This window comes from Kitasatospora cathayae, from assembly GCF_027627435.1.
GTDB classification, from domain to species: Bacteria; Actinomycetota; Actinomycetes; order Streptomycetales; family Streptomycetaceae; genus Kitasatospora; species Kitasatospora cathayae.
Genome location: NZ_CP115450.1, coordinates 7502276 through 7517519 on the forward strand (window position 1 = coordinate 7502276; position 15244 = coordinate 7517519).

General features: G+C 76.9%; 1 protein-coding gene (only partly in view). It reads left to right on the forward strand.

The window, feature by feature from the left end; all coding sequences use genetic code 11:
* Positions 1-15240, forward strand: partial view of a type I polyketide synthase gene (locus O1G21_RS33910; protein WP_270151402.1) — the 3' portion only. 12687 nt of this gene lie to the left of the window's left edge; 15240 of the gene's 27927 nt are visible here — the last part of the coding sequence; the start codon falls outside the window, past its left edge; it ends in the stop codon at positions 15238-15240.
* Positions 15241-15244: the final 4 nt, after the last annotated feature.

A 15244-nucleotide genomic window follows, 5' to 3' on the forward strand; every position in this document is an offset into this window, starting at 1 on the left:
GCCCTGACCGCGCACGGGGCGACCGTAAAACGCCTCGTCCTGGACGACGGCTGCACGGACCGCCAGCGGCTCGCCGCGCTCCTCGAGTCCACTCCCGACGACCTCACGGGCATCGTCTCGCTGCTCGCCACCGCCGAGCAGCCGAGCGGGCGTCACCCCGCCCTGCCGGCGGGCGTCGCGCTCACCCTCGCCCTGGTCCAGGCCCTCGGAGACGCCGGGCAGGACGCGCCCCTGTGGTGCCTCACCCGCGGCGCCGTCGCCGCAGGCCGTACCGACCGGGTCGTCAACCCGGTGCAGGCGCAGGTCCACGGACTCGGCTGGACGGCCGCGCTGGAGCACCCGCAGCGCTTCGGCGGCGTCGTCGACCTGCCCGACGTGCTCGACCGGCGCGGCGGCGAGCGGCTGGTCGCCGTGCTGGCCGCCCGCGGCGAGGACCAGGTGGCGATCCGCCCCTCCGGCGCCTACGCCCGCCGCATCGTGCGCGCCGAGGCCGCCGCCCGCCGGGAGGCCCGGCCGCTGCGCGGCACCGTCCTGATCACCGGCGGCACCGGCACCCTCGCCCCGCACCTGGCGCGCCGGCTGGTGGCCGAGGGCGCCGAGCGGATCGTGCTCACCAGCCGCCGCGGCGCCACCGCGCCGGGCGCCGCCGACCTGCTCGCCGAGCTCGCCGCCGCGGGCTGTGCGGCCGAGATGGCCGCCTGCGACCTCACCGACCGCGAGGCCGTCGCGGCGATGCTCGCCGACCTGGCCGCCGCCGGCCACGAGGTGCGCACCGTCGTCCACACCGCCGCCGTCATCGAGCTGCTGTCGATCGACGAGACCACCCACGAGGCCTTCGCCAAGGTCCTCCACGCCAAGACCGCCGGGGCCCGCCACCTCGACGAGCTCCTGCCCGACGACCAGCTCGACGCCTTCGTGCTGTACTCCTCCACCGCCGGCATGTGGGGCAGCGGTCGACACGCCGCCTACGTGGCCGGCAACGCCTACCTCAACGCGCTCGCCGAGCACCGCCGCGCCCGCGGCGGCCGGGCCACCGCCGTGTCCTGGGGCATCTGGGCCGACGACCTGAAGCTCGGCCGCGTCGACCCCGGCCAGATCCGGCGCAGCGGCCTGGTCTTCATGGACCCCTCGCTCGCCCTGGACGGGTTGCGCCAGGCCCTGGACGCCGACGAGCAGGTGCTCGCGATCGCCGACGTCGACTGGGAGCGCTACCACCCGGTCTTCACCTCCGGCCGCCCGACCGCCCTGTTCGAGGACGTCCCCGAGGTGCGCCGGCTCGCCGAGGCCGCCGAACGCCCGGCCGGGGATGGCGAGTTCGCCGCCCGGCTGCGCGCCCTGCCGGCCGCCGAGCAGGAGCGCCGGCTGCTGGACCTGGTCCGTGGCGAGGCGGCCACCACGCTCGGCCACGCCTCGCCTGACGTGCTGTCCGAGCAGCGGGCCTTCCGCGACGTCGGCTTCGACTCGCTGACCGCCGTCGACCTGCGCAACCGCCTGGCCGCCGCGACCGGGCTCGCACTGCCGAGCACCCTCGTGTTCGACCACCCGAACCCGCTGGCCCTGATGCGCTTCCTGCGCGAGCGGATCGCCGGCGCCGCCGGTGGCGGACCCACCCCCGTGGCGGCCGGCGCCGCACCGGACGAGCCGATCGCCATCATCGGCATGAGCTGCCGCTACCCCGGCGGGATCGCCTCGCCGGAGGACCTGTGGCGGCTCGTCACCTCGGGCGGCGACGCCATCACCGAGTTCCCCGCCGACCGCGGCTGGGACACCGAGGGCCTGTACGACCCGGACCCGGACGCGCCCGGCCGCACCTACTCGGTGCGCGGCGGGTTCCTCCAGGGCGTCGCCGACTTCGACGCCGCGTTCTTCGGCATCTCCCCGCGCGAGGCCCTCGCCATGGACCCGCAGCAGCGCCTCCTCCTGGAGACGGCCTGGGAGGCCATGGAGCGCGCCGGCCTCGACCCGGCCGCCCTGCGCGGCAGCCTCACCGGCACCTTCATCGGCGCCAGCTACCAGGACTACAGCCCCGGCGACTCCGCCCAGGACGGCGCCGAGGGCCACCTCGTCACCGGCACCATCCCGAGCGTCCTGTCCGGCCGCCTCTCGTACACCTTCGGCTTCGAGGGCCCGGCCGTCACGCTCGACACCGCGTGCTCGTCCTCGCTCGTCGCGCTGCACCTGGCCTGCCAGTCGCTGCGCAACGGCGAGAGTTCGCTGGCGTTGGCCGGCGGCGTCAGCGTGATGGCCACGCCCAACGCGTTCATCGGATTCAGCCGCCAGCGCGCCATGGCCGTCGACGGCCGCTGCAAGGCCTACGCCGAGGCCGCCGACGGCATGAGCCTCGCCGAGGGCGTCGGCCTCGTCCTGGTCGAGCGCCTCTGCGACGCCGAGCGGCTCGGCCACCCGGTGCTCGCCGTCCTGCGCGGCTCCGCCGTCAACCAGGACGGCGCCTCCAACGGCCTCACCGCGCCCAACGGGCCCGCCCAGCAGCGCGTGATCCGCGCCGCCCTCGCCAGTGCCAGGCTCGCCCCAGGCGAGGTCGACGCCGTCGAGGGCCACGGCACCGGCACCAGGCTCGGCGACCCGATCGAGGCCCAGGCGCTGCTCGCGACCTACGGTCAGGACCGCGAACTGCCGCTGCTGCTGGGCTCGGTGAAGTCCAACATCGGCCACACCCAGATGGCCTCCGGCGTGGCCGGCGTCATCAAGACCGTGCTCGCGCTGCGCAGCGGCGTGCTCCCGGCCAGCCTGCACATCGACCGCCCGTCGACGCACGTCGACTGGACGGAGGGCGCCATCGAGCTCCTCGCGGAGGCCCGCGACTGGCCCGAGACCGGGCGTCCGCGCCGGGCCGCCGTCTCCTCCTTCGGGCTGAGCGGCACCAACGCGCACGTGATCCTCGAACAGGCACCGGCCGCCGCTGCGGCAACTGCGCCGACGGACGGCGACACCGTGCCCTTCACGCTGTCCGCCCGTACCGACGAGGCGCTGCGCGCCCAGGCCGGGCAGGTGCTCACCGCGCTCGACGAGCGGCCCGAACTGCCGCTCGTCGACCTGGCGTTCTCCCTCGCCATCACCCGCACCGCGCTCGACCGCCGTGCCGCCGTCACCACCGGCGACCGCGCCGAGCTCCGGCGCGCGCTCGCCGCCCTGCGCGACGGCCTGCCGGACGCCGCCCTCGTCACGGGCCGGGCGGCCGCCGGCGGCCTGGCGTTCCTGTTCACCGGCCAGGGCAGTCAGTACCCGGCCATGGGCAGGGAGCTGTACGACCGGTACCCGGTGTACGCGGAGGCGCTGGACGCCGTCCTCGCCCGCTTCGACCTCGACTACGAACGGCCCGTCCGGGACGTCCTGTTCGCGGCGGAGGGGTCGGCGGAGGCCGCGCTGCTGGATGACACGGCGTACGCGCAGCCTGCGTTGTTCGCGCTGGAGGTGGCGCTGTTCCGGCTGGTGGAGTCGTGGGGTCTGCGGCCCGATTTCGTGGTGGGGCACTCGATCGGTGAGATCGCGGCGGCGCATGTGGCGGGGGTGTTCTCCTTGGAGGACGCCTGCACGCTGGTCGCGGCTCGGGCCCGGCTGATGTCCGAACTTCCCGGTGGGGGAGCGATGGTGTCCGTCGAGGCGACGGAGGCCGAGGTGCTGCCGCTGCTGACGGACGGCGTGTCGGTCGCCGCCGTCAACGGGCCCAGGTCGGTGGTGCTCGCGGGCGACGAGGACGAAGTCCTCCGTGTCGCGGGCGAGTTCGTCGGCCGGCGCACCAAGCGCCTGCGCGTCTCGCACGCCTTCCACTCCCCGCACATGGAGCCGATGCTCGACGCCTACACCCGCGTCGCCGCCACGCTCACCTACGACGCCCCGGCGATCCCGCTGATCTCCACCGTCACGGGCGCGCCCGCCACCGCCGACGAGCTCGCCGCGCCCGCGTACTGGGCCCGGCAGGTGCGCGGCACCGTCCGCTTCGCCGACGCCGTCCAGGCCCTCGCGGGCCACGGCGCCGCCGCCTTCCTCGAACTCGGCCCGGACGGCGTCCTCACCGCCGCCGCCCGCGACACCCTCGGCGACGGCGCCCGCCTCACCGGCGTGCCCGCGCTGCGCCGCGGCCGGCCCGGCGTCCCGACCCTCACGGCAGCGCTCGCCCGGCTGGCCGTCGGCGGCCTGCGCCTGGACTGGGCGGCCGTCTTCACCGGCACCGGCGCCCGCCGCGCCGACCTGCCCACCTACCCGTTCCAGCGGGCGCGCTACTGGCCGGAGGGCCGGTCCGTCCCGGCGGTGGGATCCGACCCCGTGGACGCCGAGTTCTGGGCCGCCGTCGACCGCGGCGACCTCGGGGCGCTCGGCACCGGCCTGGACCTCGACCGCGACACCGTGACCGCCCTCTCCACCTGGCGTCGCGCCCGGCGCGAGCGCTCCACCGTCGACGCCTGGCGCTACCGCGCCGCCTGGACGCCGCTCGATGCCACGGGCGCCGCGGCCCGGCCGTCCGGCCGCTGGCTGGTGCTCGCGTCGGACGACGCACCGTGGGTGGACGGGCTCGTCGACGGGGTGACCCTCCGGGTCTCCGGCGACCGGTCCGCGATCGCCGCGCAGCTCCGTGAAGTGACCGCGGAGGAAGCCGGGTTCACCGGCGTCCTGTCCCTGCTCGCCCTCGGCGACGACGCGCTCGCGACCACCGTCACCGCCGTCCAGGCCCTCGGCGACGCGGACCTCACCGCCCCGCTGTGGTGCCTCACCCGCGGAGCCGTCGCCACCGGCCGCTCCGACCGCCCCGCCGACCCCCGGCAGGCCGCCGTCTGGGGCCTCGGCCGCTCCGCCGCCCTCGAACTGCCCACCCGCTGGGGCGGGCTGATCGACCTGCCGGAGCAGCTCGACGACACCGCGCTGCGCCGCCTGGCCGCCGCGCTCGCCCGCACCGACGGCGAGGACCAGCTCGCCGTCCGCGCCTCCGGCACCTTCGCCCGGCGCCTCGTGCGCCACCCGCTGCGTCACCCGCTGGGCGAGCGCCCGGCCGCCCGGCCGTACGCCCCCGCCGGCACCGTCCTGATCACCGGCGGCACCGGCGGCCTCGGCGGGCAGCTCGCCCGCCGCCTCGCCGCCCAGGGCGCCGAACACCTGCTGCTGCTCAGCCGCCGCGGCGCGGACGCCCCCGGCGCCGAGCAGCTGCGGGCCGACCTCGCCGCCCTCGGCGCCGACGCCACCCTGGCCGCCTGCGACGCGGCCGACCGGGACGCCCTCGCGGCCGTCCTCGCCGCCGTCCCCGCCGACCGGCCGCTCACCGCCGTCTTCCACACCGCCGGCGTCGTCGCCGACGGCACCCTCGACACCCTGACGGCCGAACACTTCGCCGAGGTGTACCGCCCCAAGGTCGACGCCGCACACCACCTCGACGCGCTGACCCGCGACACCGACCTCGCCGCATTCGTCCTGTTCACCTCCACCGCCGGCACCATCGGAGCCACCGGACAGGCCAACTACGCCGCCGCCAACGCCCACCTCGACGCCCTCGCCGAGCAGCGCCGTGCCGACGGCCGCCCGGCCACCGCGATCGCGTGGGGCCCGTGGGCCGGCGACGGCATGGCCGGGGCCGCCGTCGAGCAGCGGGTGCGCCGCGGCGGCTACGTCCCGATGACGCCGGAGCGCGCCCTGACCGCCCTGGGCCACGCCCTCGACCACGACGACACCACGCTCACCGTCGCCGACGTCGACTGGCAGCGCTTCGCGGCGGTGTTCACCGCGCAGCGGCCCGTCCCGCTGGTCACCGCGCTGGCCGGACCGGTCGGCCGGTCGTCCGCGGCCGCCCCGGACGCCGGGCTGCGGCAGCGCCTCGCCGACCTGTCCGAGCAGGCCCGGGAGCGGTTCGTCCTCGACTTCGTGCGCACCCGCGTGGCGGCCGTGCTCGGCCACGCGGGCGGCGAGCGCGTCGGCGCGGACCAGCCCTTCACCGACCTCGGCATGGACTCCCTCACCACCGTCGAACTGCGCAACGCCCTCACCGCCGCCACCGGCCTGACCCTGCCCGCCACCCTGGTCTACGACCACCCGACCCCGGCCGACCTGGCCGCCCACCTCCTCGCCGAACTCCTCGGCACCCTGCCCGCACCCGACCGGGCCCCGGCGGGGCGCGACGTCGCCGACGACCCCGTCGTGATCGTCGGCATGGCCTGCCGCTTCCCCGGCGGCATCGAGACGCCCGAGGACCTCTGGCGCCTCCTCGGCGACGGCGCCGACGCCATCCGCCCGTTCCCCGCCGACCGCGGCTGGGACCTCGACGCCCTCGGCCGCGGCGGCTCCGCGACCCTCCACGGGGGCTTCCTCGACGGCGTCGGCCGCTTCGACGCCCGTTTCTTCGGCATCTCGCCCCGCGAAGCCCTCGCCATGGATCCCCAGCAGCGACTCCTCCTGGAGACCTCCTGGGAGGCCCTGGAGCGCTCCGGCATCGCCCCCGACCGGCTGCGCGGCAGCGACACCGGCGTCTTCGTCGGCACCAACGGCCAGGACTACCTGAACGTGCTGCGCCGCGGCACCGCCGACGTCCGGGGCCACGCCGCCACCGGCAACACGGCGAGCGTCCTGTCCGGTCGCCTGTCCTACACCCTCGGCCTGGAGGGGCCCGCCGTCACCGTCGACACCGCGTGCTCCTCCGCCCTCGTCTCGCTCCACCTGGCCGCCCGCGCGCTGCGCGCCGGGGAGTGCTCGCTGGCCCTGGCCGGCGGCGCCTCGGTGATGTCCAGCCCGGACGCCTTCGTCGAGTTCACCGCGCAGGGCGGATTGGCCTCGGACGGCCGCTGCAAGCCCTTCGCCGACGCAGCCGACGGCACCGCGTGGTCCGAGGGTGCGGGTGTGCTCGTCCTGGAGCGGCTCTCCGACGCCCGCCGGCTCGGGCACCCGGTGCTCGCGGTCGTGCGCGGCAGCGCCGTCAACCAGGACGGCGCCTCGAACGGGCTGACGGCCCCCAACGGACGGGCCCAGCAGCGGGTGATCCGCGCGGCCCTCGCCGACGCGGGCCTGACCGCCGCCGAGGTCGACGCCGTCGAGGCGCACGGCACCGGCACCGCCCTCGGCGACCCGATCGAGGCGCACGCCCTGCTGGCCGCCTACGGTCGGGAGCGCGAACTGCCGCTCCTGCTCGGCTCGGTGAAGTCCAACCTCGGCCACACCCAGGCCGCCGCCGGCGCCGCCGGCGTGATCAAGACGGTGCTCGCGATGCAGCACGGCGAACTGCCGAAGTCACTGCACGTCGACGCGCCCTCCCGACACGTCGACTGGACGGCCGGCGCGGTGGAGCTCCTGACGGAGGCCCGGGACTGGCCGCGGACCGGCCGCCCGCGTCGGGCCGGCGTCTCCGCCTTCGGCGTCAGCGGCACCAATGCGCACGTGCTGCTGGAGCAGGCGCCTGGGGTTCCCGATGCGACCGGCCCGGTGTCGGCCGTGGGCGCGGCGCCCTGGGTGGTCTCGGCCAAGTCCGAGGCCGCGCTCAACGCTTCGCTCGGGCGACTGGTCGAGGTGGACGGGCCGTCCGCGCTCGATGTGGCCTACTCGCTGGCCGTCGGACGGGCCTCGCTCGGGCACCGGGCGGTGCTGCTGGACGGTGCGGAGGTAGCGCGCGGGGTGGCCGGGGAGCGGTCGACCGCGTTCCTGTTCTCCGGGCAGGGCGCGCAGCGGCTCGGCATGGGACGGGAGCTGTACGCCCGCTTCCCGGTGTTCGCCGAGGCCTTCGACGGCGTCTGCGCACGGCTCGACCAAGTGCTGGAGCTGCCGCTGCGGGACGTGGTCTGGGGGGCGGATGCGGAGCTGCTGAACCGGACGGAGTACGCCCAGGCCGGGCTGTTCGCGGTCGAGGTGGCGCTGTACCGGCTCGTCGAATCGCTCGGCGTGAGGCCGGAGTTCGTGGCCGGGCACTCGATCGGTGAGATCGCTGCGGCCCACGTGGCCGGCGTGTTCTCGCTGGAGGACGGGTGCACGCTGGTCGCCGCGCGCGGTCGGCTGATGCAGGCGCTGCCGGAGGGCGGCGCGATGCTGGCCGTGGAGGCCTCGGAGGACGAGGTCCGGCCGCTGCTCGACGAGTCGGTGTCGATCGCCGCCGTGAACGCGGCGACCTCGGTGGTCGTCGCGGGGGCGGCGGAGGCCGTCGCCGCGGTCGAGGCGCACTTCGCCGACCGGCGGACCACACGGCTGAAGGTCTCGCACGCCTTCCACTCGCCGCTGATGGAGCCGATGCTCGACGAGTTCCGGTCCGTGCTCGACGGGCTCGCGTTCGCGGAGCCGTCTATCCCGCTGGTCTCCGCCCTGTCCGGTGCACTCGCCGAGGGCCTGACGGAGCCCGAGTACTGGGTGCGGCACGTCCGGGAGACCGTCCGCTTCGCCGACGGCGTCCGGGCCCTGGAGGAGGCGGGTGCCACCGCCTTCCTGGAGCTCGGCCCGGACGGTGTCCTCGCCGCCCTCGCCGAGCGCGGCCTCGGCGAGGGGAGCGTGACCGCCGCCACCCTCCGGCGCGACCGGCCGGAGGGGAACTCCCTGGTCACGGCACTGGCCCAACTGCACGTCGTGGGCGTGCCGGTGGACTGGGTCCGGCTCTTCGACGGCACCGGCGCCGGCCGCGTCGACCTGCCCACCTACCCGTTCCAGCGCGAGCTGTACTGGCCGGAGCGCGCACCCGAGCCCGTGGGCGTGGACGACCCGGCGGACGTCGCGTTCTGGTCCGCCGTCGAGCGTGCCGACACGGCCGCGCTCGGCACGACGCTGGGCCTGGACGACGAGTCGTCGCTCAACGCGCTGCTGCCCGCCCTCTCGGCGTGGCGCCGCCGCCGTACCGAGCGGACGGACGCGGACCGGCTGCGCTACCGGGCGGTCTGGAAGCCGTACGCGGCTCCCGCCGGACCGGAGGTGCTGCCGGGGACGTGGCTGGCGCTCGTGGCGGAGGGACAGGACGACACCTGGACGTCCGCAGTGCTCGCCGCTCTCGGGGCGGACGTCGTCCGGGTGGCGGGTGGTGCTGTGGACCTGGCCCCGGTCGTGGGGCCGATCGCCGGCGTGGTGTCCCTGCTCGCCGCCTCCGGTGGCGTGCCCACCGGACTCGCCCGGCCGGACGTCCTGCTCGCCGCCCTCGGCGAGGCGGGCGTCGAGGCCCCGCTCTGGTGCCTCACCCGGGGCGCCGTCGCCGTCGGCGCGAGTGAGGCCCCCCAGGACGCCGCACAGGCGGCCGCCTGGGGCATCGGCCGGGTGGCCGCCCTCGAACACCCGCAGCGCTGGGGCGGGCTGATCGACCTTCCCGAGGCCCCCGACGCCCGTACGGCGGCCCGCCTGCGCGCCCTGCTGACGGCCGGGGACGGCGAGGACCAGCTGGCACTGCGCCCCGCCGGCGCCTTCGCCCGCCGCCTGGTGCGCGCCACGACGCCCGACGCCGCACGCCCGTGGACCCCGCGCGGCACCGTCGTGATGGTCGGCGACCCGGAAGGCCACGCGGCCCCCGCCGCCCGCTGGCTCGCCCACGCGGGCGCCCGGCAGCTGGTGCTGCTCGCCGCGGACGCCGCCGTCGACGGCGAGGCTGTCGACCGGCTGCGCGCCGAGCTCGCCGAGTACGGCGCCGAGCTGACGCTCGTCACCGGCACGCCCGGCGACCCGGAGGCCGTCGCCGCCGTCCTCGGGCTGCCGGACCTCTCGGCCGTCCTCTACACGGGCCGGGCCGGAGAGCCCGCCGACCACCTCACCGGGCTGCTCGCCGACCTCGACGCGCTCGACCAGGCGTTCGCGGACCGGGAGCTCGACGCCTACGTGCTGTTCGGGTCGATCACCGGCACCTGGGGTGTGAAGGGCCGGGCCGCCGAGGCCGCAGCCAGCGCCCTCCTCGACGCCGTCGCCCAGGGGCGCCGCGCCGCCGGGCGGGCCGCCACCGCCGTCGCGTGGGGCGCCTGGACGGGCAGCACGCCCGACTCCCTGGCCGCGCACCTGCGGGCCAACGGGCTGCCGCCGATGTCGCCCGACCGCGCCCTGGCGGCTCTCGCCGCCGACCTCGACGGCCCCGCCGTCACCGTCGCCGACGTGGCGTGGGAGCGCTTCGCGCCCGCTTTCGCCGAGGCCCGGCCGACGCGGCTCCTCGCCGACCTGCCCGAGGCCCGCGTCGCCGCGGAGCCGGAGGAGGCGTCCGGCGCCTCCGGCCAGGCCGACGCGCTGCGCGCCGGGCTGCGCGAGCGGTCGGCGGCCGAGCGCACCGAGGCGCTGCTCGTGGTCGTCCGAGCCGCGTCGGCCGCTGTGCTCGGCCACGCCGACGCGGACGACGTGCCCGCCGGGCACCTGTTCAAGGACCTCGGCTTCGACTCACTGACCGCCGTCGACCTGCGCGACCGGCTCAACACCGCGACCGGCCTGCGCCTGCCGGCGACCCTCGTGTTCGACTACCCGACTCCGGCGGCCCTCGCCGCCCACCTTCGCGCCGAACTCTTCGGCGAGGCGCAGGAGGCGGAGCGCTCGGCGGCCGCCGCCGACACGGACGACCCGATCGTGATCGTCGGCATGGGCTGTCGCTACCCGGGCGGCGTCCGGTCGCCCGAGGACCTGTGGCGGCTGCTGCGGGAGGGCGCCGACGTGATCGGGCCGTTCCCGGCGGACCGCGGCTGGGACCTCGACCGGCTCGCCCACGGCGACCGCGACGGGCGCGGACGCAGCGTCACCCGGCAGGGCGGGTTCCTGTACGACGCGGCCGAGTTCGACGCCGCCTTCTTCGGGGTGTCCCCGCGCGAGGCGATGGTCGTCGACCCGCAGCAGCGGCTCGTGCTGGAGACCGCCTGGGAGGCGCTGGAGCGCGCCGGGATCGACCCGGCGGGCTTGCGCGGCGGCGACACCGGCGTGTTCATCGGCGGCGGCAGCGGCGACTACCGGCCGGCCGTCGGCCAGCTCGGGCACGTCGAGACCGCGCAGTCCGCGAGCCTGCTGTCCGGCCGGCTCTCCTACACCCTCGGTCTGGAGGGGCCGTCGGTCAGCGTGGACACCGCGTGCTCGTCCTCGCTGGTGGCCCTGCACCTGGCCGCCCAGGCGCTGCGCTCCGGCGAGTGCTCGCTGGCCCTCGCGGGCGGCGTGACCGTGATGTCGAGCCCGGTCGGGTTCGTCGAGTTCGGCGAGATGGGGGCGCTGTCCCCGGACGGGCGCTGCCGCACCTTCTCCGATGACGCCGACGGGACCGCGTGGTCCGAGGGCGTCGGCGTCCTGGTGGTCGAGCGGCTCTCGGACGCCGAGCGCCGGGGCCACAGCGTGCTGGCCGTCCTGCGCGGCTCCGCGATCAACCAGGACGGCGCGTCGAACGGCATCACCGCGCCCAACGGCCCGTCCCAGCAGCGCGTCATCCGGCGCGCCCTGACCAACGCGGGCCTGACCGCCGCCGAGGTCGACGCCGTCGAGGCGCACGGCACCGGCACCAGGCTCGGCGACCCGATCGAGGCCCAGGCACTGCTCGCGACCTACGGTCAGGACCGCGAACGGCCGGTCCTGATCGGTGCGCTGAAGTCGAACCTGGGCCACACCCAGGCGGCCTCCGGCGTGGCCGGCGTGATCAAGATGGTGCTGGCCATGCGACACGGCCTCCTGCCGCGCACACTGCACGTCGGCACGCCGTCCTCGCACGTCGACTGGACGGCCGGCGCCGCCGAGCTCCTCACCGAGGAGACGACGTGGCCGACCACCGGTCGCCCGCGCCGGGCGGGCGTCTCCGCCTTCGGCGCGAGCGGCACCAACGCCCACGTCATCGTCGAGGCACCGCCGGCGGCCGAGCCCGCCGAGGAACGCCCGGACGACCGGCCGCTGCCCGTCCCGCTCTCCGCCGCGACGCCCGCCGCGTTGCGCGAACAGGCCGCCCTGCTGCTCGGCCACCTCGACGCCCACCCGGAGCTGACGGTCCGCGACCTCGGCCACTCGCTCGCCACCAGCCGCACGCTGCTCGACCACCGGGCGGCCGTGCTCGCCGCCGACCGCGCCGAGTTGGCTCAGGGCCTGCGCGCCCTCGCCGACGGCCGGCCCGCGGCGCAGCTCGTCCAGGGTTCGGCCCTGGGCGGGAAGACCGCCTTCCTCTTCCCCGGCCAGGGCTCCCAGCGCCCCGGCGCCGGGCGGGAGCTGTACGCCGCCCACCCCGTGTTCGCGGACGCGCTGGACGCCGTCCTCCAGGGTTTCGAGGGACGGTTGGCCGGACCGCTGCGCCCGGTGCTGTTCGCGGCGGAGGGTTCGGCGGAGGCGGTGCTGCTGGACGACACGGGGTACGCGCAGCCGGCGTTGTTCGCGCTGGAGGTGGCGCTGTTCCGGTTGGTGGAGTCGTGGGGTCTGCGGCCGGACTTCGTCGTCGGGCACTCGATCGGTGAGGTCGCGGCGGCGCACGTGGCGGGGGTGTTCTCGCTGGAGGACGCCTGCACGCTGGTGGCGGCCCGAGCCCGGCTGATGTCGGAACTCCCCGGTGGGGGAGCGATGGTGTCCGTCGAGGCGACGGAGGCCGAGGTGCTGCCGCTGCTGACGGACGGCGTGTCGGTCGCCGCCGTCAACGGGCCGCGGGCCGTCGTCCTCTCGGGAGACGCCGACGCCGTCGAGCGCATCGCCGCAGGTTTCGCGGCCGACGGGCGCAGGACTAGGCGTTTGCGGGTGAGCCATGCGTTTCACTCCGTACACATGGACGCCATGCTCGACGACTTCGAGCGGACCGCCCGGGGCCTCAGCTACGCCGCCCCCCGCATCCCGCTCGTGTCCAACCTGACCGGAGACACCGGAGCGGAGTTCGGCGCGGGGTACTGGGTGCGCCATGTCCGGGAGGCCGTCCGCTTCGCCGACGGAGTCGCCGCCCTCACCGCCCGCGATGTGCGCCGTCACCTGGAACTCGGCCCGGACGGCGTGCTCTCCGCGCTCGTCCAGGCCGCCGCGGCGGCGGACGCCGACCCGGCGCGCCCGGTGGTCACCGCCACCGCGCTGCGCCACGGCCGCGACGAGCGCACGACCCTGCTCGCCGCCGTCTCCCGCCTGCACACCGACGGGCTCGCGCCGGACTGGTCCGCGGTCTTCGCCGGCACCGGCGCCCGGAGGGTCGACCTGCCCACCTATCCGTTCCAGCGGCAGCGCTACTGGCCCGAGCAGTCGTTCGGTCAGGCGGCGGCCCCGGCCGTGTCCGCCTCGGACGGGGAGTTCTGGACGGCCATTCGCACCGCGTCCCTCGACGCGCTCGCCGGCACCCTGGACGTCGACGGCGACGCCCTCGCCCAGGTGCTTCCCGCCCTGCGCGACTGGCACGACCGGCGCGAGGAGCAGGCCGCCTTGGACGCCCGCCGCCGGCGGATCGTCTGGAAGCCGCTCGACCGGCCGCGCGCCGCGGCCCCGGCCGGCACCTGGGTCGCCGTAGTGCCCTCCGGCCACGGCGACCCGGCCTGGACGGACGAGGTCCTCGCCGCGCTCGGCACGGACGCCGTCCGGCTGACCGTCGAGGCAGGCGCCGAGCGGGCCGGCCTCGCCAAGCAGCTCGCCGAACTCCCCTGTGCGAGGGGCGGGATCGCCGGGGTGGTGTCCCTCCTCGCGCTGGACGAGTCCGCGCTCGACGAGTCCGCGGACGGCAGTGCCCCCGCCGGGCTCGCCCGCACCGCAGCCCTGGTGCAGGCCCTCGGCGACGCCCGGATCGGCGCCCCCCTGTGGTGCCTCACCCGGGACGCCGTCGGGGCCGCCCCCGGCGACCGCGTCACCGGCCTGGCCCAGGCCGCCGTCTGGGGCCTGGGCCGGGTGGCCGCGCTCGAACTCCCGCAGCGCTGGGGCGGTCTGATCGACCTGCCGACGAGCCTCGACCGGCGCACCGCCGCCCTGCTGGCCGCCGTCCTCGCCGATCCGGACGGGGAGGACCAGCTGGCCGTGCGGCCGACCGGAATCCTCGGCCGGCGCCTGGCCGCCACGCCCGGCGGCTCCGTGAGCGATCCGGCGGACTGGGAGCCGACCGGCACCGTCCTGATCACCGGCGGGACCGGCGCGCTCGGCGCCGAGGTCGCCCGCGGTCTCGCCGCCGCCGGCGCGCGGCACCTGATGCTGCTGAGCCGCCGGGGTCCGGATGCCCCCGGGGCGGCCGAACTCCGCGCGGAACTCGCCGCCGCCGGCACCGCCGTCACCGTCGTGGCCTGCGACGCCGCCGACCGGGAGGCGCTCGCCGCCGTCCTGGCCGGCGTGCCCGCCGAGCACCCGCTCACCGCCGTCGTCCACGCCGCCGGCGTCCTCGACGACGGCGTCATCGACGGCCTCACCCCCGACCGCTTCGAGGACGTCTACCGCGCCAAGGCCACCTCGGCGCTCCTGCTCGACGAGCTGACCAGGGACCACGACCTCGCCGTCTTCGCCCTGTTCTCCTCCGCCTCCGCGGCCGTCGGCAATCCCGGCCAGGGCAACTACGCGGCCGCCAACGCCGTCCTCGACGCCCTCGCCGAACGCCGCCGCGCCGACGGACTCGCCGCCACCTCCCTCTCCTGGGGCGCCTGGGCCGGCGGCGGCATGGCCGCGGACGCCCGGGCCGGCGAGGCGGCCCGCCGCACCGGCATCAAGCCGCTCGACCCGGCCGTCGCGGTCGCCGCGCTGCGCCGCGCCGTCCTCGACACCGCGCCGACCACCTTGGTCGCCGACGTCGACCCGGAGCGCTTCGTGCGCGCCTTCACCGCCCTCCGCCCGAGCCGGCTGCTCGCCGAACTCCCCGGCTACGCCGACGCCCAGGGCCCGGGCGAGGACGGCGGCGACGGCCGCGAGCTGCGCACCGAACTGGCCGGCCTCAGCCCGGCCCGCCGCTCCGCCGCCCTCCTCGGGCTGGTGCGCGGCCGCGCGGCCGAGGTGCTCGGACTGCCCGGCATCGAGGCCGTCGGCCCCGAGAGGGCGTTCCGTGACCTCGGGTTCGACTCGCTCGGCGCGATCGAGCTGCGCAACCGGCTCGGCGCCGCGACCGGCCTCGAGCTGTCCCCGACGCTGGTCTTCGACCACCCGAGCCCGACCGAGCTCGCCGCGCACCTGGGCGGCCTGTTGGTCGACGAGGGCGACGGCGGGGAGCCCACCGACCCCGAGCGCGACCGTCTGCGGGCGCTCGTCGAGTCCGTCCCGCTGGAGCGGCTGCGGCGCAGCGGCGTCCTGGACACGCTGCTGAGGCTCGCCGACGGCGCCGCGGACGGCGATCCCGAGGAGGCCGACGCCATCGACGCGATGGACCTGGACGACCTGGTGCAGGCCGCCCTGAGCAACGACCCCGACCACGCCCAGGACTGACGGA